Genomic DNA, 21862 nt, shown 5'->3' with positions numbered 1-21862 from the left:
ACAGCGAGTTATATCGGTCATTTTGCGAATACCTCCAGCAATCGTGGCGCAATTCTGTCCAATGGGCGAATCTCAACAGCGGCATCAATCGCCGCTGCCGCTTTGGGCATGCCGTAAACTGCACAGCTCTGCTGATCCTGAGCGATAGTCAGATAGCCCTGCTGACGCATCAATTTGAGTCCCTGGGCTCCGTCGCGTCCCATGCCGGTCAGCAAGACGCCGACGGCATCGCCGTTCCAATGGCTGGCGACGCTCTCGAAAAACACGTCGATGGACGGCCGATAAATTTCGTTTACGGGCTCCGCCGTGTAGGCCAGCGTGCCGTTTTTCAGCAGCCGGATATGATGATTGGTGCCGGCCAGCAACACCACGCCACTCTGCGGGGGCTCCCCCTCACGCGCCAGGCGCACCGGCAGGCCCGAGGCACTGCTCAGCCACTCGGCCATGCCCGCGGCGAATACCTGGTCCACATGCTGCACCAGCACAATGGCCGCCGCAAAGTCCCGAGGCAAGCCCTTGAGCAGGATTTCCAGCGCCGCCGGACCGCCTGCCGAAGAGCCGATCGCCACCAGGCTCTGGCGCTTGCCGGTCCCCCGTGCGGGCACCGGTTCCGCCCGCACCCGGCTGCCGCGCTGGCCGATCAGCCAGCCAATATTGAGGATCTTGCGCAACAAGGGCGCGGCCGCCTCCTTGGCATCGCCAACCCCCAGCGCCGGGGTGTCCACCACATCCAGGGCGCCATGGCCCATGGCTTCGAAGACGCGGCTGACATTCTGCTGGCGATCCACCGTAACGATAACGATAGCGCATGGCGTCTCGGCCATGATTTGCCGGGTCGCCTCGACCCCATCCATCACCGGCATGATCAGGTCCATCAGGATCAGGTCCGGGGTCAACTCGGCGCAGCGCTGCACGGCTTCCAGGCCGTTAGTGGCGACCCACACCACCTCATGGGCCGGTTCGAGGCTCAAGGCCCGGCGCAATGCCTCGACCGCCAGGGGCATGTCATTGACGATGGCGATCTTCATACGCGTGCCCCTCCAATCAGTTCCACCACCGCATCAAGCAGGGCGTCATCATGGAAGCTGGCCTTGGCCAGGTAATAGTCGGCGCCGGCATCCAGGCCACGACGCCGGTCTTCTTCGCGATCCTTGTAAGACACCACCATCACCGGCAGCGACTGCAGGCGAGTGTCACGGCGCAACAGTGTGACCAATTCAATACCGTCCATGCGGGGCATATCAATGTCAGTGATCAGCAGGTCGAAGTCTTCGGAGCGCAGAGCATTCCAGCCATCCATACCATCGACGGCGACCGCCACGTCATATCCACGGTTAAGTAATAGCTTGCGCTGCAGTTCGCGCACGGTGAGTGAGTCATCCACCACCAGGATGCGCTTGCGCGCAGCCTCGACGGTTTGCTGGGCGCGTCGGGCAATGCGCTCCAGGCGGCCGGTGTTGAGCAACTTGTCCACCGAGCGCAGCATGTCCTCGACATCGACGATCAACACCACTGAACCGTCATCGAGCAGCGCGCCGGCAGAAATGTCCTGCACCTTGCCCAGGCGATCATCCAGCGGCAACACCACCAGGGTGCGCTCGCCGATAAAGCGTTCCACGGCAATCCCGTACACCGCTTCGCGCTCGCGGATCACCACAACCTTGAGGGTGTCCTGGCTGGTCTGCCCGGGCGGGCGCTGCAACAGCTGGCTGGCCGCGACCAGGCCGACATGCCGGCCCTCGTGCCAGAAATGCTGGCGGCCTTCCAGTTGCACGATTTCGTCGGGCTCCAGGTCGCACATGCGTTCGATATGGGCCAGGGGGAAGGCGTAGGCTTCTTCGCCGACTTCCACCACCAGGCTGCGCACCACCGACAGGGTCAACGGCACTTCCAGATGAAAGCGGCTGCCCTGCCCCGCCGTCTGCTCCAGCACCACCGCGCCGCGCAATTGGCGGACCATGTGCTGCACCGCATCCAGGCCAACGCCGCGCCCGGAGACCTCAGTGACCTTGTCGCGCAGGCTGAAGCCCGGCAAGAACAGGAAGGTCAGCAATTCCTCTTCGCTCAGGCGCAAGGCCGTTTCCAGCGGCGACAGATTACGCTCGACAATACTGGCGCGCAGGCGCTCCAGATCGACGCCGTTACCGTCATCGCTCAGTTCCAGCACCAGCAGGCCAGCCTGGTGCGAGGCGCGCAGGCGGATCAGGCCCTCGGCCGGCTTGCCCGCCAGCAGGCGCTGCTCGGGCATTTCGATGCCGTGATCGACGGCATTGCGCAGCAAATGGGTCAGCGGCGCTTCAAGTTTTTCCAGGACATCGCGGTCCACCTGGGTCTTTTCGCCTTCGATTTCCAGACGCACCTGCTTGCCCAGGCTGCGGCCCAGGTCACGCACCATGCGCACCTGCCCCGCCAGTACATCGGCAAACGGCCGCATGCGACACGCCAGCGCCGTGTCATACAGCACCTGGGCACGCTGGCCGGCCTGCCAGCCGAACTCATCGAGCTCGGCGGTCTTTTCTGCCAGCAGCAACTGCGCTTCGCCCAGCAGGCGGCGGGCATCGCCCAGGGCTTCCTGGGCTTCGAGGCTCAGGTCGAGGGTCTTGAGTTGGCCATCGAGGTTGTCCAGGGCCCGGGCGCCGTTGCTTTGAATGCGTTTGAGGCGTTGCAGGCTGGACAGGTACGGCTTGAGTCGCTGGGTTTCCACCAGGGACTTGCTGGACAGGTCCAACAGGCTGTTCAAGCGCTCGGCCGTGACCCGCAAGACCCGTTCGCCGCCTTCGGTCATGCGCTTGTTCTGGCGCGGCGCTTCACTGCCCAGGGGCGGCGCGGCCTCTGGTTCCGGGGGCAACAGCAGCGATTCTTCAAGGGACGGCAGCGGCGGCGCAAGCAGCTCCGGCACAGGCGGCGGTGCAACCACTTTGGCCGTGGGTTGCGAGGGGTCCAGCAAGCGCTCCATCAGCGCCACATACCCCTCGATATCGGCCGGGCCCACGGTATTGCCCGGTGTGGCAATGCGCATCAGCAGGTCAGTGCCCTGCAACAACGCGTCGATATGTTCGGGTTGCAGGTACAAGCGGCTTTCCTGGGCGCTGACCAGGCAATCTTCCATCACGTGGGCAACGCTGACGCCGGCGTCGACCCCGACAATCCGCGCCGCGCCCTTGAGCGAATGCGCCGCGCGCATGCAGGCTTCAAGCTGGTCGGCCTGGGTCGGGTTGCGCTCCAGGGCCAGCAAGCCGGCGCTGAGCACCTGGGTCTGGGCATCGGCTTCCAGGCTGAACAGTTCCAGCAGCGAGGCGTCGCGCATCTGGTCGGGGGTCATGACAGGCTCCGGGTCACGGCAGACAGCAGTTGCGCCTCGTCCAGCCAGCGCAGGCTGCGGCCTTTGAACTGCAACACACCCTGGGTATAGCGCGCACTGGCCTGGGTGCCGGACGCAGATGCCGCTTTGAGGGTGCGCTCATCAATGGCGTGGATGCCATCCACTTCGTCCACCGGCACCACCACCGGGCCATCGTGCGCGGCAATGATCAACATGCGCGGCATGATCCGTCCACCGCTGGGGCCGCCGGCGGTGCTGTCGAGCCCCAACAGCTCCACCAGGGACAGGCAGGCCACCAGCGCACCGCGCACATTGGCGACCCCGAGCAGCGCCCGGGAGCGCTGGTGGGGCAAGGAATGGATCGGCTGCAGGGGCGCTACTTCCACCAGGCAACGGGTGGCGATGCCCAGCCACTCCTCGCCCAAGCGGAACATCAGCAATGAACGGGTGGCGACCTCATCATCGGCCTGCGCGGCGACGGCATGACGATGGTCTTGCTGCGCCAAGGCATAACGATCCAGCAGGCGGGTGGCGGCTGCGGAATACACCGCGCAATTGCGGCAGTGGATATGCTCGGCCAGCAACGGGCAGGACTTGTCGCCGTGGATCCCAATGCGGTTCCAGCAATCATCGATAGCCTGGGTATCGGCAACCGTCAGGTCCAGGTCGGTATCCGGGGATGCAGAGCTACTCATCGTTTACGCTCACTGTCAGCGGCTCGCTCGCTGCGGGCAGCACGGGCTTGCAAGCGCCGCGCCCCCGCCGTATCGCCCTGGGATTCGAGCAGCGCGGCCAGGTGCATCAAGGCCTGCGGATGCTGGGGTTCCAGGTACAAGGCTTTTCGATAATACCCCTGGGCTTCGAGGGCGCTACCCGCCACGTCACTGAGCAGGCCCAGCCAGTAGAAGACCTGGGCCGCCGGTGGATGGTTTTGCAGGTAACGCTCGCAGGCAGCGCGGGCCTCAAGGCTTTTGCCTTCATTGGCCAAGGTCGCGATCTGACCGAGCAGCTGCGCCGCATCCGAGTGCACGGGCGCAGGCTTGATCGGCACCACCGGCGCCGCGAATGCACTGAAGGGTCGGGGCTTGCTCGGAATCGGCGCGGCGCTGCGCTGGGGCGCCGGAGGCGCTACGGGGATGTAGACCGGATCGGGTACGGCTTCGGCATGACGGCTGAAGGCAAATGACTGCGGCACACCAATCGAGCGCATGCCCAGGCGTCCCAGCAGGCTGCCTTCGGCCGGGCCGATAAACAGCACGCCGTCGACATGGGTCAGGCCCTTGAGCACTTCAAATACCTGCTTCTGGGTCGGCTGGTCGAAGTAGATCAGCAGGTTGCGGCAGAACACAAAATCATAGGTGGGCTCGTTGGCCAACAGCTGCGGATCGAGCAGGTTGCCCACCTGCAGACGCACCTGTTCACGCACCCGGTCGCAGACACGGTAGCCATCCTCTTCGGCGCTGAAATGCCGCTCACGAAACTCGATGTCCTGGCCACGGAAAGAATTCTTGCCATACACCCCACGTCGCGCCCGCTCCACCGACAGTGGGCTGACGTCCATGCCTTGCACCTTGAACTGGTGAGGCGAAAGGCCCGCATCGAGCAGGGCCATGGCGATGGAATAAGGCTCTTCACCGGTGGAGCACGGCAGGCTGAGGATGCGCAGGGCGCGCATGTGCTTGATCTCGCCCAGCCGCGCCACCGCTAGCCGCGCCAGGGTGGCAAAGGATTCGGGATAACGAAAAAACCAGGTCTCGGGGACGATGACCGCTTCGATTAGCGCCTGTTGTTCATCGCCACTGGTTTGCAGGCGCTGCCAGTACTGATCGGCACTCAGCCCCTGCAACGCCTGGCTGCGCTGGCGCACGGCGCGCTCGATAATCGCCTCGCCCACCGAGGCGACATCCAGGCCGATTCGCTCCTTGAGGAAGTCGAAAAAGCGTTGGTCATTGCTCATTACACCTCCCCAGCAGTCAGGTCGGGGGCAAACAGCAGGGCGCGGACCTCGGCGGTGAGCAGGTCGGCGACGCCGATCCACTGTGTCAGGCCCTGCTCGTCTTCGCGCACCGGCCCCAGGTACCGCGCTTGGCGATTGTCCAGGCCATAGGGTTGGAAATCCGCCGGATCGCAGCGCAGGGTGTCAGTCGCCTGTTCGAGGATCAGCCCCAGCCAGCGCGACTCCAGCCAAGCCTCTGGACGATAGTTGACCAGTACCAGCCGTGTGCTGGTGCGGGCCTGGGCCGGCGTACCAAAGGTCAGGGCGCTGAGGTCGATCACCGGCACCATATTGCCGCGATGGGCAAAGATCCCGGCGACCCACACCGGCGCATGGGCGATGGGCTTGAGCGGCAGGCGCGGCAACACCTCGGCCACTTCCGTGGCCTTGAGGGCGTAGCGCTCGCTGCCGATATGAAACACCAGGAACAAGGCTTTTTTGGCTGCCGCCGCCACGCCGCGTTTCGCCGCTGGATCACTCATCAGACTTTGAAACGCGACACGCCGCTGCGCAAACCCACCGCAACCTGGCTCAATTCATCAATGGCAAAGCTGGCCTGGCGCAGCGACTCCACGGTCTGGCTGCTGGCGTCGCCCAACTGCACCAGCGCATGGTTGATCTGCTCGGCACCCGTGGCCTGGGCCTGCATGCCCTCGTTGACCATCAGCACCCGCGGCGCCAAGGCCTGGACCTGGTGGATGATCTGCGACAGTTGCTCGCCCACTTGCTGCACTTCGAACATGCCGCGACGCACTTCTTCGGAGAACTTATCCATGCCCATTACCCCAGCCGATACGGCGGACTGGATCTCGCGCACCATCTGCTCGATATCGTAGGTGGCCACGGCGGTCTGGTCTGCCAGGCGCCGTACTTCGGTGGCCACCACGGCAAAGCCGCGTCCGTACTCACCGGCTTTCTCGGCCTCGATGGCGGCATTGAGGGACAGCAGGTTGGTCTGGTCGGCCACCTTGACGATCGTCACCACCACCTGGTTGATGTTGCCGGCCTTCTCATTGAGGATCGCCAACTTGGCGTTCACCAGATCGGCGGCGCCCATCACCGAGTGCATGGTTTCTTCCATGCGGGCCAGGCCTTGCTGGCCGGAACCGGCGGCCACCGAGGCCTGGTCGGCAGCGGTGGACACTTCGGTCATGGTGCGCACCAGGTCCTTGGACGTGGCCGCGATTTCCCGCGAAGTGGCACCGATTTCGGTGGTGGTGGCGGCGGTTTCAGTGGCGGTGGCCTGTTGCTGCTTGGAGGTGGCGGCAATCTCGGTCACCGACGTGGTGACCTGTACCGACGACCGCTGGGCCTGGGAGACCAGGGCGGTGAGTTCGGTCATCATGTCGTTGAAGCCGGTCTCGACGGCACCGAACTCGTCCTTGCGGTCCAGGTTCAGGCGCTTGCTCAGATCGCCGGTACGCATGGTTTCGAGGATATCGACGATGCGTTTCATCGGCGCCATGATCGCGCGCATCAGCAGCAGCCCGCACAGGGCGGCGGCGAGGATCGCGAGGAGCAGCGAAACGCCCATGCTGATTTTCGCCGCGGCCACGGCGTCATCGATGGCGGCGGTGGCGTCATCCGCGACTTTTTTGTTCTCGTTGATGATGTCGTTGAGCTTCATACGGCCTGCGGTCCAGGCCGGGGTCAGTTGCTCGTCGAACATCTTGACGGCCTCGGCCTCCTTGTTGGCCTGGTGCAGTTCCAGCACCTGGGCCAGCACCTGGTTGTACTTCTGGTGCAGGGTTTCGAAGGTGTCGAACTCGGTACGATCCTGGTCGATATTGATGGTCTTGACGTAACTGGCCATATGCTGCTCCAGGCGCGCCTCGAACGTCTTGTAATCCTGCCGGTCAGCATCGGAAATGCCCTGGTGCTCGCGCAAACCGATCAATTCCTGGGTCTGCAGGTAGCTGTCGACCCAGGCGCTGCGGATCATCGAGCTGAAAAACACCCCCGGCACGGCGTCGTCGCGCACCGAGTTTTCACTCGTTTCGATCTTCAGCAACCGTGAATACGAGACCACAACCATCAGCAGCATGATGGCGATAATGACCGCAAAGCTCGCCAATATGCGTTGGCGCAAGGTCCAGTTCTTCACAGTATTTCCTCGAGGGCCGATCAAATGCCGGGGAGTATAGCTGAGGCCGTGCCATCATTTATCAATGGGTTGTGGCCCAAGTCTCAAGGAATACAAAAACACCCCGCAACCTGTCCGGCTGCGGGGTGTGTTTTTGTGCGGGGCGGGTCAGAGCGTGGCTTGGCGTACCTGTTTTTCCAGTTCCGTCTTAAGCCCCGGTTCCAACTTGAGCTGGCGGGCCAGTTCGTCGAGGTAGGACTTCTCCATGAAGTTTTCCTCGTCCACCAGCATGACGCTGGCGATGTACATTTCGGCGGCCATTTCCGGGGTGCTGGCGGCGCGGGCTACATCGGCAGGGTCCAGGGGTTTGTTGAGCTCGGCATGCAGCCAGTGTTGCAGCTCCTGGTCGTTGTCGAGCTTGACGAACTCACCTTCGATCAAGGTGCGCTCGCGCTCGTCCACATGGCCATCGGCCTTGGCCGCGGCCACCAGGGCCTTGAGAATTGCCTGGCTGTGCAGCTCGACCTGGGCCGGTGGCAAGCGGTCGAGGGTCTGTGGTTCGCCTTTAGGTGCGCCGGCCTGTTGTGCCTGCCAGTTGCCGTAGGCCTTGTAGGCAATTACGCCTAGTGCTGCGAGACCGCCATAGGTGAGGGCTTTACCGCCAAAATTGCGGGCTTTTTTGTTGCCCAGCAGCAGGCCCATGGCCCCGGCGGCCAACGCCCCGCCACCCGCGCCGCCCAACAGACTGCCGAGCCCACCACCGCCGAGCAGGCCGCCCAGTGCGCCTTTGTCATCGCCTTTACGTTGACCGCCCGCCTTTTTTTGCAGCATGTCCTGGCCGGACTTGAGCAACTGATCAAGCAATCCACGGGTATTCATTCATAGCCTCCAGAAACTTGGGTTCATAGGTTTAATAGGCTGTCAGCGTAAAACTAAGTGCCAATATTCCTGGATATAGAGTGCTTCCAGATGTAACTCAACTGGGGGTGGGGTTGGGGTTGGGGTTGGGTACATATCCGTTGCTGCGGTTACGGCCACTTAGGGTTCCGCCCTTACGGCGGGTCACTTTGGAAAAGCCCCAAAGTAACCAAAGGGCTCTTGCCCCACCACTCGGTGCCTCGCCTAGGCTCGGCATGCCCGTAATCCGACATTGATTTGGGGGCCGCCGCGATGGGCCATCCATGGCCCAGCGCGGCTAAACCGGCGTCCTGCCGGTTTACCCCCAAATCAATATCGGATTGCGGCCAGCGTGGTTTAACGGGGCGCCTAAGATCAAAATCACAAGCAGAGCGAGGCGGCCTGACAGCCGACCTGATCGTTGAAGCGTGCGCGTACCCCTTGTGGGAGCTGGCTTGCCTGCTCCCACAGGAGAATACAGCTCCGCGCTCTGGCGCTGCTGTTGCTGTTGCTCTGCTGTTGCTCTGCTTTTGATCTGGCTTTTGATCTTAGGCGCCCCGTCAAACCACGATGGCCGCAGGCAGGTATTGCGCAGTGGGCACCCCGGCAGGATGCCGGGGTAGCCGCGACACGGCCATGGATGGCCGATCGCGGCGGGCCCACGGAGCAATGCCTGACTGCGGGCATGCCGAGCCTAGGCGAGGCACCGAGTGGTGGGGCAAGAGCCCTTTGGTTACTTTGGGGCTTTTCCAAAGTGACCCGCCGTAAGGGCGGAACCCTAAGCCGCCATGACCGCAGCAACGGATATGTACTCCTCTACAGGCCCCCCCCCTGCTGACACGTCTTGTTTCACATGCAACGCCATCATCCCGCTATCAATCAATTTTCCTTCCCCACCGAACCCCTTAAGCTATCTGGCATCTGTTTACTGTCCGTTGCGTTTGGCCGAAGGCATGTCCGAACCGTTATTTCTGATCCAGCACGCGCCAGGAACGGCACGGGATTGCTCACCACAGGTTGTATTTATGCACCGCAGGAATTTGCTCAAAGCGTCCATGGCCATCGCGGCCTACACCGGACTGTCGGCCAGTGGCCTGCTCGCCGCTCAGGCCTGGGCCGGGAATCGTGCAGCCGATGGCGACGCCAAGGCGTTCGACTTCGATTGGCTCAAGCTGCAAGCCAAGCAACTGGCTGGCAAACAGTATCAGGACACGCGCCAGGTGCTGCCGCCGACCTTGGCGACGATGACCCCGCAGAATTTCAATGCCATTGGCTACGACGCCAATCATTCGTTGTGGAAAGACCTCAAAGGCCAGCTGGACGTGCAGTTTTTCCACGTCGGCATGGGCTTCAAGACCCCGGTGCGCATGCACAGTGTCGACCCCAAGACCCGTCAGGCGCGGGAGGTGCATTTCCGTCCATCGCTGTTCAACTATGAAAAAACCACGGTCGATACCCAGCAGCTCAAGGGCGACCTGGGCTTTTCCGGTTTCAAGCTGTTCAAGGCCCCGGAGCTGGACCGCCACGATGTAGTGTCTTTCCTCGGCGCCAGCTATTTCCGTGCGGTGGATAACACAGGCCAGTACGGTCTTTCGGCACGCGGCCTGGCCATCGATACCTACGCCAGCAAACGCGAAGAGTTCCCCGACTTCACCCAGTTCTGGTTCGAGACGCCGGACAAGGACAGCACCCGTTTCGTGGTCTACGCCCTGCTCGACTCGCCGAGCGCCACTGGCGCCTACCGCTTCGACATCGATTGCCAGGCCACCCAGGTGGTGATGGCCATCGACGCCCATATCAACGCGCGGACTGCGATCCAGCAGATGGGCATCGCGCCCATGACCAGCATGTTCAGCTGCGGCACCCATGAGCGGCGCATGTGCGACACCATTCACCCGCAGATCCACGATTCCGACCGCTTGGCGATGTGGCGCGGCAACGGCGAGTGGATCTGCCGCCCGCTGAACAACCCGGCCAAGCTGCAATTCAATGCCTTCGCCGATAAAGACCCGAAAGGTTTTGGCCTGGTACAGACCGACCATGAATTTGCCAGCTACCAGGACACTGTCGACTGGTACAGCAAGCGCCCGAGCCTGTGGGTAGAACCGACCACTGCGTGGGGCGAAGGCTCTGTCGACCTGCTGGAAATCCCTACCACCGGCGAGACCATGGACAACATCGTCGCCTTCTGGACCCCAAAGAAACCGGTGGCCGCCGGCGACTCCCTGAACTTTGGCTACAAGCTCTACTGGAGCGCCCTGCCCCCGGTCAGCACGCCGCTGGCGCAGGTCAATGCCACCCGTTCCGGCATGGGCGGTTTCACCGAAGGCTGGGCACCGGGCGAGCACTACCCGCCGGTCTGGGCCCGCCGTTTTGCCGTGGATTTCAAGGGTGGTGGCCTGGACCGTCTGCCCGCAGGCACCGGCATCGAGCCAGTGGTGACCTGCTCCCATGGCGAAGTGAAAGATTTCAGTGTGCTGGTGCTCGATGACATCAAGGGCTACCGCATCCTCTTCGACTGGTACCCGACCAGCGACAGCGTGGAGCCGGTGGAAATGCGCCTGTTCATTCGCACCAATGACCGGACCTTGAGTGAAACCTGGTTGTACCAGTACTTCCCACCCGCACCGGACAAACGCAAGTACAGCTGATGCCAAACGTTCCCACGCACTGAGTGCGTGGGAACGCCGTGGCCGGGTCAAAAGCGTGAAATGCTTTTCATCGCGCCAATCAAGTAGCGCATTGCAACTTGATCGTTTTCGGTCAACGCGCGGTATTGCTCCAGCAGTTGTGCCTCATCCGAGCTCAACCGACGGCCATGCAACGACAGCCTGCGGCTGAAAAAAAGCACCAGAACCCCTGTTACACCAATGGACTTGGCCATGGAATGTTTCTCCGTGTAATAAACAACAACTCCAAATGCCCATAACCCTGTCCGCGAAGTGCAATGCCTCAGCGAGCAAACAGACTGACTTCCTGGGCCAGAAGCCGCCTTACTTCAAGCGTAGAAACTATCCTGGCGCCTGTGAGATTTTTTTAGAGTATTCACTTAAATAATTCGATTGAAGCAAAAAGCTTGCGGAAAATTCTTACGCCTCATAAATTGACTGACTACTCAATTAATCAATGAGGCCGGCATGCGCACCAGTGATCCCCAACAACGCGAAAGCAAACGCATGGCCCTGTTGGATGCGGCGTCCCAGTGCTTTGCCGAGGCCGGTTTTGTCGCCACGCGCACCGCTGATATCTGCGCCCGGGCCGGTATGAGCGCGGGCAATCTGTTCCACTATTTCGCCAGCAAGCACGAGGTGTTGCTGGCGCTGGTGGCCCGCGAAGGTGCCGAGATCCAACAGGCCATGGCGCCGCTGGCCAAGGCGGCTGATCCAATGGCGCAGTTGCTGGATTTCCTCGATCAGGTCTGCCAATTGGCCTGCGACCGCCACTATGCTGGCCTGGCGCTGGAGATCTCGGCCCTGGGTCATCGCGACGAAGCCGTGGCGCGGTTGGTAAAGGCCAATGACCGTTCCTTGCGTGACGGCCTGGAAGCACTGGTAAGGGCCGCCGACCGGGCCGGGCAATTGCACACCGCATTGAGCGTGCCCGACGCGGCCAACTGGCTGGCCGCCTTGATCGATGGCATGTTCGCCCGCGTGGCCGCCGACCCGGACTTTCACCCCGAACAGCAGACCACGGTCCTGCAGGGCCTGGTGGTTCACCTGCTGCAGGGGCGTTGAACATGCCAGCAACAGCCAATGCGCGCCTGGTCCAGGTCGATGCGCTGCGCGGGTTTGCCTTGTTCGGCATCCTCAGCGTCAATATCTGGGCCTTTGCCGATCCCTTCTACGCCTCGACGGCCAGCAATCCGGCCTACGCCAGCGTGCTCGATCACGGGGTGCGGTTGCTGGTGGCATTGTTGTTCGAGACCAAGTTCTACCTGCTGTTTTCCTTCCTGTTCGGCTACAGCTTCACCCTGCAAATGGCTGCCGCCGAGCGCGCCGAGGCCGCCTTCGTCCCGCGCATGCTGCGCCGGCAACTGGCACTGCTGGCATTGGGCCTGGTCCATGGAGCCCTGTTGTACTACGGGGAGATTCTCTCGACTTATGCCCTGCTGGGCCTGGTGCTGCTGGCCGCCCGCAACCTGTCAGCGGCCCGCGCCCGGCGGTGGGCAATCGGCCTGGTGGTGGTCGCCTGTGCACTGTGGATGGTGCTGGGTCTGTTGCAGGGGCTGGGAGGTGAATGGGTCGGCACGGCTCATGGCGAAGGCCAGGCAAAACTCGCGGCGTTTTCCGCCGGTGCCCTGCAGACCTTGCAATTTCATAGCCGGGAGGTGTGGGCCACGGTGCCTGCGTTATGGCTATTGCAGGGCCCCAGCGCGCTGGCGATGTTCCTGTTCGGCTACGCCGCCGGGCGACAGCAGTGGCTGGCGTCGCCACAGGCCTGGGATCCCCGTGCCCGGCGCCTGCTGTTAATCACTGCCCCGCTGGGCCTGCTCGGAGCGCTGGTCTACGCCCTGACCGCCGCTTACAAACCGGGCGGCGGCCTGGAAACCTTTGCCTTCGGCCTCGGCCAACTGACGGCACCGCTGCTGACAACTGCCTATTGCCTATTGATGCTGGCGCTGTTCAACACCACCGCCGGCGCCAGGCTGTGCGCGCGCCTGGCGCCGCTGGGCAAGATGGCCTTGAGCAATTACCTCATGCAATCGATGCTGCTCGGGCTGTTGTTCACCGGCTACGGCGCTGGCTGGATCAACCAGGTCGAACCCTGGTTGCTGTTGCCCATGGCGGCGGCGATTTTTATCCTGCAAATGTGGCTGAGCGCGCACTGGCTACGCCGCCACCCCTATGGGCCGTTCGAGTGGTTGTTGCGCGCCGCGACGCTACTGGCCTGGCCGAACTGGCGGCGCAGCCAATAAACACCAGGATCGTCACTCCCCGGCGACAGGCACAAACCCACCGTGATCAGCGGTGGGTCTGGGTGCCAAATGTAAACAATCAGTCGCGCAAGTCAGACTCATGAATCGGCTGGTCGCGGTGGGTCGCCCGCTGGTATTGCGCCGGCCAGATCGCCTTGCGCCCGCCCAGGTCGTCATCGGCGTGCAGCGGCCAATACGGATCACGCAGCAGTTCACGGGCAAGGAAGATGATATCGGCCTGGCAGGTGCGCAGAATATGTTCGGCCTGGGCCGGCTCGGTAATCATGCCCACCGTGCCCGTGGCCATGCCGGACTCCTTGCGCACACGCTCGGCAAAGCGCGTTTGATAACCGGGCCCCGTAGGGATTTCTGCGTTGGCCGCAGTGCCACCGGAGGATACGTCGATCAGGTCCACGCCCAGGTCTTTCAGGCGACGGGCCAGTTCCACGGTTTCATCCGGGTTCCAGCCGTCTTCCACCCAGTCGGTGGCTGAAACGCGCACAAACAACGGCAGCTCTTGCGGCCACACCTCACGCACCGCTTCGGTGACTTGCAACACCAGGCGAATACGGTTTTCAAAGGAGCCGCCATATTGATCCTGGCGCTGATTGCTCAGGGGCGACAGAAACTGATGCAGCAGATATCCATGGGCGGCGTGGATTTCCACCACTTTGAAACCGGCGGTCAGGGCGCGCTTGGCGGCGGCCACAAAATCGCCAATCACCTGCCGGATTTGCCCTTCATCCAATTGCCGTGGCGCAGTGTGCTGTGGGTCGAAGGCGATGGGCGACGGGCCTACCGGCACCCAGCCGCCATCTTCGGGCTTGACGCTGCCATGCTTGCCGATCCACGGCCGATGGGTGCTGGCCTTGCGCCCGGCGTGGGCCAGTTGAATGCCTGCCACCGCCCCTTGGGCGCTGATAAAGCGGGTGATGCGCTGCAACGGTTCAATCTGGGCATCATTCCACAGGCCCAGGTCCTGGGCGGTGATGCGGCCATCAGCGGTCACGGCGGTGGCTTCGCTGAAAATCAGACCAGCGCCGCCTACAGCGCGGCTGCCCAGGTGCACCAGGTGCCAGTCATTGGCCAGGCCATCGACGGCGGAGTACTGGCACATCGGCGAGACGGCAATGCGGTTGAGCAGGGTCAATTGGCGCAGGGTATAGGGTTCAAGCAACAGACTCATGGGGCACCTCTTCTCGTATCCGGTGGGCATTGGCTCCAGGGTTCTGTCTGACCGGTGCGCGTGACGAAAAGATGAAAGGCCCGTCCCCTTCGGGCTAAAAAACAGACAAGGTCACAAGACCAATCACACAGTGCTTAGAGACTAGTCGACAACCGGGGATTGCACAGGGTTCAGCGCGGTTCGATGTGGGCAATCATCAATTGCACGGTTTCCTGGCCACGGAATTCGTTGACGTCCAGCTTGTAGGCCAGCTCCACCCAGCGAATGGTCGGGTTGGGCCACACTTCGCGGTCAATGCCAAAGGCGATGCCATCGAGTTTCACCACGCCACACTCACTCTTGAGCACCACCTTGAGGTGACGCTCGCCCACCACCCGTTGCTCCACCAGTTGAAATACCCCGTGAAACAACGGCTCGGGAAAATGCTGGCCCCAGGGCCCGGCATTGCGCAGGGCGCGGGCCAGTTCCAGGTGGAATTCCTCCACGGCCAGGGTGCCATCGGACAACAGGCGCCCGGTGAGGTCTTCTTCACGCAGTTGCCGGCGCACTTCGGCGTCGAAGGCTTCGGCGAACAGCGGGAAGTTCGCTTCAGGCAAGGTCAGGCCCGCCGCCATGGCGTGGCCGCCGTATTTGGCGATCAGGTTCGGATGCTGGCTGGCCACCACCGCCAGCGCGTCGCGGATGTGGAACCCCGGCACCGAACGCCCAGAGCCCTTGAGCAGGCCATCACCGGCATCGGCAAAGGCAATGGTCGGGCGGAAATAGCGTTCTTTCATACGCGAGGCGAGGATCCCGATGACCCCCTGGTGCCACTCCGGGTCGAACAGGCACAGGCCGAATGGCATCGACTCCACCGGCAAGTCCTTGAGCTGGGCCAGGGCTTCGCGCTGCATGCCCTGCTCGATGGCCTTGCGGTCCTGGTTCATGCCATCCAGTTGCGCGGCCATTTCCCGGGCCTGGGCGAAGTCGCTGGTGAGCAGGCATTCGATCCCCAGGCTCATGTCATCCAGGCGCCCGGCCGCGTTGAGCCGCGGGCCGAGGATAAAGCCCAGGTCGGTGGAGGTGATACGCGCAGCGTCGCGCTTGGCCACTTCGAGGATCGCCTTGATGCCCGGCCGCGCACGCCCGGCGCGGATCCGTTCCAGGCCCTGGTAGACCAGGATGCGGTTGTTGGCATCCAGCGGTACCACGTCGGCCACACTGCCCAGGGCGACCAGGTCGAGCAACTCGCCGATATTGGGCTGTGGCTGTTTGTCGTACCAACCAAGGCTGCGCAAACGCGCGCGCAAGGCCATCAACACGTAGAAAATCACCCCCACGCCGGCCAGGGCCTTGCTGGGGAATGTGCAGCCGGGTTGGTTCGGGTTGACGATGGCATCGGCCGCCGGCAGTTCATCGCCGGGCAAGTGGTGGTCGGTGACCAGCACCTTGAGCCCCGCCGCCTTCGCCGCCGCCACGCCTTCGACACTGGAGATGCCGTTGTCCACGGTGATCAGCAACTGCGGCTCGCGCTGCAAGGCCACGGCGACGATTTCCGGGGTCAGGCCATAGCCATATTCGAAGCGGTTGGGCACCAGGTAATCGACATGGGCGGCCCCGAGCAAGCGCAGGCCGAGGGTGCCCACGGTACTGGCTGTGGCGCCATCGGCATCGAAGTCGCCGACGATCAGGATCCGCTGGCGTTGTTCCAGGGCCGTCACCAGCAAGTCCACGGCGGCATCGATCCCTTTGAGCTGCTGATACGGAATCAACCGCGCCAGGCTCTTATCCAGCTCATCCTGCGAGGTCACGCCACGGGCGGCGTAGAGACGGGTCAGCAACGGTGGCAATTCACCGAGGAACGGCAGGACAGCGGGCAATGGGCGGGGATCGATACGCATGGGGTGATGGGGGCTTCTCTAGCTATAGATAAAAATGCTCACCCTGTAGGAGCGAGCTTGCTCGCGAAAAACGCATGGGCACCGCAATAATTCTGAATGCCCGCGTTATCGTGGACGCCCTTCGCGAGCAAGCTCGCTCCTACAGAGGGCGGTGTTGGGTTCTAGCCGCGTTCGCCGACCAGCCACTGCAGTTGCACTTCGTGCTGGCCGCGGTCATCGGTGACGAAGATCGTGCCTTCGCTGATCATCACATCCCACTTGATCACCCGTGGCATGTCCTTGGCCAGGATTTCCAGGATTTCCTGGGGCACGGCGGCGATATGTACGTTTTTCAGGTTGTTGGCCACCGGCACCACCTTGCCTTCCCACACCCGCAGGCTGCCGTAGGCCAGCAGGCTGGTACGCTCGGTACGGCGCGAACACCAGGTCAGACGGTCGGCATCGGGCTGGCCGACTTCGATCCAGTGCAGGACCCGATCATCCAGGCTTTTTTCCCACAGGGCTGGTTCGTCTACATCTGATAGTCCGCGACCAAACGACAACTGCTCGTTGTACCAAAGGGCGTAGGCCAGCAACCGTACGGTCATGCGTTCTTCGGTTTCCGACGGATGACGGGCGATGGTTTGCTTGACGCTCTCGTACACCGAACGATCGAGGTCGGTCAGGTTGAGTTCAAACTTGTAGGTCGTGGACGGCTGGGCCATGAACGGACTTCTAGAGACAGGAAAAGGCGGCCAGTCTAACCGATGGCGGGGTCATTCAACGAATCCTGCGCTGCATCATCCTTATCCCTGGGGCGCTCGCCTATGTTAAAAGGCAATACACACCTGCCTGCGCTTGTAAGGAACCTCATGTCGTTTACCGCCAAACCGCTTGCCGGCCTGAAAGTCATCGAACTGGGCACACTGATCGCCGGCCCGTTCGCCTCGCGCATCTGCGCCGAGTTCGGGGCCGACGTGATCAAGGTCGAATCCCCTGACGGCGGCGACCCGCTGCGCAAATGGCGCAAGCTGTATGAAGGCACCTCGCTGTGGTGGTTCGTGCAGGCACGCAATAAAAAGTCCCTGACCCTGAACCTCAAGCATCCCGACGGCCTGGCGATCCTCAAGCAACTGCTGGCAGACGCCGACATCCTGATCGAGAACTTCCGCCCCGGCGTCCTCGAAAAACTCGGCCTGGACTGGGACACCCTGCACGCCCTGAACCCCAAGCTGGTGATGGTCCGGCTCTCGGGTTTTGGCCAGACCGGGCCGATGAAGGATCAACCGGGCTTCGGCGCAGTCGGTGAGTCCATGGGTGGCCTGCGCTACATCACCGGTTTCGAGGACCGCCCGCCGGTACGCACCGGGATTTCCATCGGCGACTCCATCGCCGCGCTGTGGGCGGTGATTGGCGCACTGATGGCCTTGCGGCATCGCGAGATCAACGGCGGCCTGGGCCAAGTGGTGGATGTGGCGTTGTATGAAGCCATCTTCGCGATGATGGAAAGCATGATCCCGGAGTTCGATGTGTTCGGGTTTATCCGCGAGCGCACCGGCAACATCATGCCAGGCATTACCCCGTCATCGATCCATACCACCGCCGATGGCAAGCACGTGCAAATTGGCGCCAATGGCGATGCGATCTTCAAGCGCTTCATGCTGGCGGTCGGTCGTGAGGACCTGGCCAATGACCCACAACTGGCCAGCAACGATGGCCGCGATAGCCGGCGCGACGAGCTGTACGGCGTGATCGACCGCTGGGTCAACAGCTTGTCACTGGAGCAGGTCGTGGAGCAGTTGAACCTGGCCGAAGTGCCGGCCAGTCGGATCTACAGCGCCGAAGATATGCTGGGCGACCCGCAATACCTGGCCCGGGAAATGTTCCTCAAGGCCCAACTGCCCGACGGCAAGGATTTCAAGATGCCCGGCATCGTGCCCAAGCTGTCGGACACCCCTGGCAGTTGTGAGTGGGTCGGGCCACAGCTGGGTGAGCACAATGCCGTGATTCTGCAAGCCCTGGGTTACGACAGCAACGCCGTGGCCCATTTGCGCAAGGAGGGCGCGATCTGATGCAGCTCGGAGCACGTTCAAGATAATGGCCGCCCGTTTCATCAGGGCGCTACGGCGCCTATGGCTCACCGCCCCGCTGCTCGTGGCGCTGCCGCTATCGAGCCAGGCACAGGAAACGTTGACCTGGCTGGTGCGTGACCTGCCGCCGATGACTATCTTCGACGGCCCGCAAAAGGATCAGGGCAGCATTGATAAAATGCTGCCGTTATTGATCGAGCGCCTGCCGCAATATCGCCACCAGATCCTGCACGTCAATCGCGCCCGTGGCATCCAAATGCTCAATGCGCCCTCCTTCACCTGCGATCCCTCGCTGGTATGGACACCCGCGCGGGCCAAGAACATTGTCTTTTCCACACCGGCATTTGCCGTGTTGAGCAATGGCATCGCGATTCGCCGTAACCGACAGGACGCCCTGGCAAGCTATGTGGTTGACGGCAAATTCGATCTGGCGCGGTTTCTTGGTGCGCAGCAGACACGTCTTGGGATTGTCGCCGAGCGTAGCTATGGACCCGGGATTGACGAACAGTTGATCCACGCTGATCCACTGGAGCTGACCCCCCACTACGGCAACGATGCACTGGGCAGTTTGCTGCAGATGCAGCGCCTGGGGCGGCTGGAAGCGGTGTTAGGCTACTGGACGGAAATCCGCTACCAGGCCACGCAACAAGGCATGGATTCCCAGGACCTGGTGTTCTATCCGATCAAGGGCATGCCGCGTTATCAGCGGATCCATATCGGTTGCTCGAACACCCCGCTGGGACGCCAGGCCATCAGCCATATCAACCGCGAGTTGCAGAATATTCCCCAGGCAGCGCTGCTTGAGTCCTACGCCAACAGGCTGGACCCGCTGATGCGCGAGCAATACCTCAGGGACAACCCGCGGTTTTTCAGTGAAACACCGCCGCCTTGATAAATTTTTGGCAAAAAGAAACCCCGAGCAGTGGGGAGACAACTCGGGGTTAAACGTGGCCTACAAAGACCAGTACAACAAGCTACAAGCACCGGAGCACAATGCTTGATCCTGCTGTTACAACGTCTGACTCGCCTTCCTGTAGGAAGTTTCCAAAGATAAAACTTTGTTCATGCCTGGACGGTGATGCGTGTCTGGGCGGCGTTGCGCAAGGCTGCGATCACCGAGGGTTCCAGGCGCCCTTCGGCGATTTTCAGGTCGCGGTGCAGGCAATCCACCACGTCCACCAGGGCGCGCTTGTCGGTCAATTGCCCGCGATCCACCTCGCGTTCAACCACGATAGCGCCCGTCGGGCTCTTCACCGTCACCAGGCACTCGCCGTGTACACACGAGGTGGTCAGCGTGACCTGATAAGGGCTCAGCGCTTCACCGAGCAATAGGCTGATACTTTCCATCTCGATCACCACTCAATCATGAGAAAAAGAAATAACCACTGTAGGAACGCCGCCCGGAAACAAGCTCGCTCCTACAGGTAAATGACCGTCGTCCAAAGCACAAAGTTCGCCTTTGGGCTGAGTCAATCGAGCATGCATGGCAAATATGACAGAGAGAAAACAGCCGCTGACAGGCTAGAATCTCCTGATTATTGCCGGAGTCCACCGTGAGAGACGCGTCTGAACAGCCCTTGCGTATTGTCATCGCCGACGATCATCCGATTTTCCTGATCGGTTTGCGGGCAGTGCTGGAGCGCGATGAGCAGGTGCGCATCGTCGGTGAGGCCAACTCGCCCCAGGCCCTCGCGGCCCTGCTGCAACGCTGCCCCTGCGATGTACTGGTCACCGATTTCATGATGCCCGCCGAACCCCAGGCCGACGGCCTGCGCCTGATCGAGCACCTGCGCCGGCATTACCCCGACCTGCCCCTGGTGGTGGTGACCATGCTCAACAATGCCGGCCTGTTCAATTCGATCCTGGAGCTTGGGGTCATGGGCCTGTTGAGCAAGGCCAGCCTGGCCGACGAACTCCCCGAGGCCATCGCCCAGGTGCGCCAGCGGCGGCCCTATGTGGCTCGCACTATCCAACAGGCCTTGGCCCTGGCAGGCGCAGTGGGGGCTGATCGCCTGCACTCGCAGCATCAGCTGTCACCCAGGGAACTGGAAGTGATCCGCTTGCTGGCAGGCGGCAAGACCGTGGGCGAGATTGCCGCCCACCTCAATCGCAGCAAGCAGACCGTCAGCGCACAGAAAGTCAGTGCCATGCGCAAGCTGGGGCTGATCAGTGATGCCGCGTTGTTCATCTACGTGCAGGAACACGGGTTGGCTTAGGTTTGCCACCTGAAGTCCTGCGCAGGATTTTCGACCGCTATCGCCGGCAAGCCGGCGCCTACAGGGCAATCGCGGTAGATTGCGCCAGCCAGTGTTGCAGCACCTGGGCGCTCATCGGATGGGCAATCAGGCAACCCTGTAGCCATGCCGACCCCAGCGCGCGCACCGCGTCGCGGTCGGCGGGGGTTTCAATCCCGGTCACCACCACGCCGACCCCCAGGTGCCCGGCCATGCTCATGGCGCCGGCAACCACCGCGCATTTGCGCTCGTCGCCCGCCATCCCGCTGGCAAACGCCGGGGGAATCTTCAACTCGGTGAAGGGCAACTCCAGCAAACGCTGCAGGCTGGTACCGCCGATGCCGAAATCGCCAATGGACAGCTTGCAGCCGATCATCCGCAAGCGCAGCAACCCAGTGACATGGGCGCTGTCGGTCTTCAGGCGCGAGGTTTCCACCAGTTCCAGGGTCAGGTTGCGCGCGGGTACCGCATAGCGTTGCAGCAGCCCTTGCAGGGTCAGCGCGAAGTGCTCCTGCTCCAGCAGCCGCCCGGGAATGTTGACCGATACTGGCAGCTCCCGACCCGTGTCCCGGGTCACCTGGGCGCAAAGCTGCAACACCTGCTCCAGCACGTACCAGGTAAACGCCTGCTCCAGCCCCGCCAACTCCAGCAGCGGCAGAAACTCACTGGGCATCAACTGGCCATGCTCCGGGTCTTGCCAGCGTGCCAACGCCTCCACGCCTTGCAGGTCACCGGCCTGGCTGACGATGGGCTGGTAGCAGACACTGGCGTAGCGCTCGATGGCCGCCTCGCCGACTTCGGCGCACAGTTGCTCGGTTGCGAACTCACTCACCCCCAGCATCTGGCGTACGCGATCCCAGGACAACGCCTGCGGGCTAGGTCGCAAGCGCTGCCGGCACGCCTCGAGCATTTGCCCGATGGCAGTGGCGGAAGCCGGCTTGGGCATGCACCCCAGCACATTGAGCCCCGCTTGGCGCGCCATGTTGGCCACGCCATCCAGTACATCGGGATCGGCGTCGCTCAACAGGACCAGCACCTGGGCCTGGCCGTGTTCAGCCATTTCGCGGATCAGCCCCAGTGAGTCGCCATGCTCCAGATACAAATCGCAGATGGCGATATCCACCGGGCCCTTGCTCGCCAGCGACTGGCGGGCGACCTCAACGCTGTCGGCCGTGAGTACGTTGAACACGCCGTTGGCATTGAGCATCTGGTGCAGGGCCATGAGCTGGAACGGATGATCTTCGAGAATCAGGACTTTGAGTGAGCGCATGGGAAACTCT

General features: G+C 62.4%; 19 protein-coding genes. 6 read left to right on the top strand and 13 right to left on the bottom strand.

Translation table 11 applies throughout. The features are described 5' to 3' along the window. Positions 1 to 17: 17 nt before the first annotated feature. From GDV60_RS06465 to GDV60_RS06435, 7 genes are all read right to left on the bottom strand, one after another. Positions 18 to 1028, bottom strand: a complete 1011-nt coding sequence (locus GDV60_RS06465) for a chemotaxis response regulator protein-glutamate methylesterase (RefSeq protein ID WP_029300181.1) — start codon at positions 1026 to 1028, stop codon at positions 18 to 20. Next, the gene (locus GDV60_RS06460) at positions 1025 to 3322 is read right to left on the bottom strand and encodes a hybrid sensor histidine kinase/response regulator (protein ID WP_159906654.1); all 2298 of its coding nucleotides are present in this window, start codon (positions 3320 to 3322) and stop codon (positions 1025 to 1027) included. The genes GDV60_RS06465 and GDV60_RS06460 overlap by 4 nt, the downstream gene beginning before the upstream one ends. Then, positions 3319 to 4017, bottom strand: coding sequence for a chemotaxis protein CheW (locus GDV60_RS06455; protein ID WP_159906653.1), 699 nt, complete (start codon positions 4015 to 4017; stop codon positions 3319 to 3321). The genes GDV60_RS06460 and GDV60_RS06455 overlap by 4 nt, the downstream gene beginning before the upstream one ends. After that, on the bottom strand, positions 4014 to 5279 hold the full coding sequence (locus GDV60_RS06450) for a CheR family methyltransferase (RefSeq protein ID WP_070996170.1): 1266 nt from the start codon (positions 5277 to 5279) through the stop codon (positions 4014 to 4016). The genes GDV60_RS06455 and GDV60_RS06450 overlap by 4 nt, the downstream gene beginning before the upstream one ends. After that, positions 5279 to 5800, bottom strand: coding sequence for a chemotaxis protein CheW (locus GDV60_RS06445; protein ID WP_159906652.1), 522 nt, complete (start codon positions 5798 to 5800; stop codon positions 5279 to 5281). Before GDV60_RS06445 ends, GDV60_RS06450 begins: the two co-directional genes overlap by 1 nt. Next, positions 5800 to 7422, bottom strand: a complete 1623-nt coding sequence (locus GDV60_RS06440; protein WP_092233910.1) for a methyl-accepting chemotaxis protein — start codon at positions 7420 to 7422, stop codon at positions 5800 to 5802. Before GDV60_RS06440 ends, GDV60_RS06445 begins: the two co-directional genes overlap by 1 nt. A 147-nt stretch (positions 7423 to 7569) precedes the next feature. Then, on the bottom strand, positions 7570 to 8280 hold the full coding sequence (locus GDV60_RS06435) for a tellurite resistance TerB family protein (RefSeq protein ID WP_029300194.1): 711 nt from the start codon (positions 8278 to 8280) through the stop codon (positions 7570 to 7572). Positions 8281 to 9323: 1043 nt separating this feature from the next. Here GDV60_RS06435 and GDV60_RS06430 point away from each other — a divergent pair. Continuing rightward, positions 9324 to 10949, top strand: coding sequence for a glucan biosynthesis protein D (locus GDV60_RS06430; RefSeq protein WP_070994766.1), 1626 nt, complete (start codon positions 9324 to 9326; stop codon positions 10947 to 10949). A 47-nt stretch (positions 10950 to 10996) separates the two neighbouring features. On the opposite strand, the gene GDV60_RS06425 is transcribed toward GDV60_RS06430, so the two are convergent. Beyond that, positions 10997 to 11182, bottom strand: a complete 186-nt coding sequence (locus GDV60_RS06425; RefSeq protein WP_029296308.1) for a hypothetical protein — start codon at positions 11180 to 11182, stop codon at positions 10997 to 10999. A 253-nt stretch (positions 11183 to 11435) separates the two neighbouring features. On the opposite strand from GDV60_RS06425, the gene GDV60_RS06420 reads away from it, so the two are divergent. Together GDV60_RS06420 and GDV60_RS06415 are read left to right on the top strand one after the other, a co-directional pair. Continuing rightward, a complete protein-coding gene (locus GDV60_RS06420; protein WP_159906651.1) occupies positions 11436 to 12032 on the top strand; it encodes a TetR/AcrR family transcriptional regulator in 597 nt (198 codons plus the stop codon). Positions 12033 to 12034: 2 nt separating this feature from the next. Then, positions 12035 to 13213, top strand: coding sequence for a DUF418 domain-containing protein (locus GDV60_RS06415; protein WP_159906649.1), 1179 nt, complete (start codon positions 12035 to 12037; stop codon positions 13211 to 13213). A 79-nt stretch (positions 13214 to 13292) separates the two neighbouring features. Here GDV60_RS06415 and GDV60_RS06410 read toward each other — a convergent pair whose 3' ends face one another. From GDV60_RS06410 to GDV60_RS06400, 3 genes are all read right to left on the bottom strand, one after another. Next, entirely contained in the window at positions 13293 to 14399 is a 1107-nt protein-coding gene (locus tag GDV60_RS06410) for an NADH:flavin oxidoreductase/NADH oxidase (RefSeq protein WP_029296302.1), read from the bottom strand. Positions 14400 to 14569: 170 nt separating this feature from the next. Then, complete coding sequence (recJ, locus tag GDV60_RS06405) at positions 14570 to 16279, bottom strand: single-stranded-DNA-specific exonuclease RecJ (RefSeq protein WP_159906647.1); 1710 nt, start codon at positions 16277 to 16279, stop codon at positions 14570 to 14572. A gap of 161 nt (positions 16280 to 16440) precedes the next feature. Next, complete coding sequence (locus GDV60_RS06400) at positions 16441 to 16983, bottom strand: YaeQ family protein (RefSeq protein WP_029296298.1); 543 nt, start codon at positions 16981 to 16983, stop codon at positions 16441 to 16443. A gap of 147 nt (positions 16984 to 17130) precedes the next feature. Between GDV60_RS06400 and GDV60_RS06395 the strand changes: the two genes are divergently transcribed. Both GDV60_RS06395 and GDV60_RS06390 read left to right on the top strand, forming a co-directional pair. Further along, the gene (locus GDV60_RS06395; RefSeq protein WP_070994763.1) at positions 17131 to 18330 is read left to right on the top strand and encodes a CaiB/BaiF CoA-transferase family protein; all 1200 of its coding nucleotides are present in this window, start codon (positions 17131 to 17133) and stop codon (positions 18328 to 18330) included. 25 nt (positions 18331 to 18355) lie between these two features. Continuing rightward, positions 18356 to 19240, top strand: coding sequence for a TIGR02285 family protein (locus GDV60_RS06390; protein WP_070994762.1), 885 nt, complete (start codon positions 18356 to 18358; stop codon positions 19238 to 19240). A 170-nt stretch (positions 19241 to 19410) separates the two neighbouring features. Here GDV60_RS06390 and GDV60_RS06385 read toward each other — a convergent pair whose 3' ends face one another. Next, positions 19411 to 19695, bottom strand: coding sequence for a DUF3509 domain-containing protein (locus GDV60_RS06385; protein ID WP_159906645.1), 285 nt, complete (start codon positions 19693 to 19695; stop codon positions 19411 to 19413). Between the two features lie 206 nt (positions 19696 to 19901). Between GDV60_RS06385 and GDV60_RS06380 the strand changes: the two genes are divergently transcribed. Then, positions 19902 to 20564: a response regulator transcription factor gene (locus GDV60_RS06380; RefSeq protein ID WP_029296289.1), complete on the top strand. Its 663-nt coding sequence runs from the start codon at positions 19902 to 19904 to the stop codon at positions 20562 to 20564. 58 nt (positions 20565 to 20622) lie between these two features. Here the strand turns inward: GDV60_RS06380 and GDV60_RS06375 are convergent, their stop codons facing one another. Beyond that, complete coding sequence (locus GDV60_RS06375; protein WP_104911697.1) at positions 20623 to 21852, bottom strand: EAL domain-containing protein; 1230 nt, start codon at positions 21850 to 21852, stop codon at positions 20623 to 20625. Positions 21853 to 21862 lie beyond the last annotated feature (10 nt).

It is taken from the genome of Pseudomonas sp. DTU12.1, from assembly GCF_009873475.1.
Classification (GTDB): domain Bacteria; phylum Pseudomonadota; class Gammaproteobacteria; order Pseudomonadales; family Pseudomonadaceae; genus Aquipseudomonas; species Aquipseudomonas proteolytica.
This window is presented reverse-complemented; position numbering and strand designations above follow the sequence as displayed.

Bases quoted from the DNA above. Each gene is read 5' to 3' on its own strand.
- GDV60_RS06375 (WP_104911697.1), bottom strand. From the start codon at position 21,852: ATGCGCTCACTCAAAGTCCTGATTCTCGAAGATCATCCGTTCCAGCTC.
- GDV60_RS06390 (WP_070994762.1), top strand. From the start codon at position 18,356: ATGGCCGCCCGTTTCATCAGGGCGCTACGGCGCCTATGGCTCACCGCC.
- GDV60_RS06465 (WP_029300181.1), bottom strand. From the start codon at position 1,028: ATGAAGATCGCCATCGTCAATGACATGCCCCTGGCGGTCGAGGCATTG.
- GDV60_RS06415 (WP_159906649.1), top strand. From the start codon at position 12,035: ATGCCAGCAACAGCCAATGCGCGCCTGGTCCAGGTCGATGCGCTGCGC.
- GDV60_RS06395 (WP_070994763.1), top strand. From the start codon at position 17,131: ATGTCGTTTACCGCCAAACCGCTTGCCGGCCTGAAAGTCATCGAACTG.
- recJ (WP_159906647.1), bottom strand. From the start codon at position 16,279: ATGCGTATCGATCCCCGCCCATTGCCCGCTGTCCTGCCGTTCCTCGGT.
- GDV60_RS06400 (WP_029296298.1), bottom strand. From the start codon at position 16,983: ATGGCCCAGCCGTCCACGACCTACAAGTTTGAACTCAACCTGACCGAC.
- GDV60_RS06410 (WP_029296302.1), bottom strand. From the start codon at position 14,399: ATGAGTCTGTTGCTTGAACCCTATACCCTGCGCCAATTGACCCTGCTC.
- GDV60_RS06445 (WP_159906652.1), bottom strand. From the start codon at position 5,800: ATGAGTGATCCAGCGGCGAAACGCGGCGTGGCGGCGGCAGCCAAAAAA.
- GDV60_RS06435 (WP_029300194.1), bottom strand. From the start codon at position 8,280: ATGAATACCCGTGGATTGCTTGATCAGTTGCTCAAGTCCGGCCAGGAC.
- GDV60_RS06460 (WP_159906654.1), bottom strand. From the start codon at position 3,322: ATGACCCCCGACCAGATGCGCGACGCCTCGCTGCTGGAACTGTTCAGC.
- GDV60_RS06425 (WP_029296308.1), bottom strand. From the start codon at position 11,182: ATGGCCAAGTCCATTGGTGTAACAGGGGTTCTGGTGCTTTTTTTCAGC.
- GDV60_RS06420 (WP_159906651.1), top strand. From the start codon at position 11,436: ATGCGCACCAGTGATCCCCAACAACGCGAAAGCAAACGCATGGCCCTG.
- GDV60_RS06430 (WP_070994766.1), top strand. From the start codon at position 9,324: ATGCACCGCAGGAATTTGCTCAAAGCGTCCATGGCCATCGCGGCCTAC.
- GDV60_RS06450 (WP_070996170.1), bottom strand. From the start codon at position 5,279: ATGAGCAATGACCAACGCTTTTTCGACTTCCTCAAGGAGCGAATCGGC.
- GDV60_RS06385 (WP_159906645.1), bottom strand. From the start codon at position 19,695: ATGGAAAGTATCAGCCTATTGCTCGGTGAAGCGCTGAGCCCTTATCAG.
- GDV60_RS06455 (WP_159906653.1), bottom strand. From the start codon at position 4,017: ATGAGTAGCTCTGCATCCCCGGATACCGACCTGGACCTGACGGTTGCC.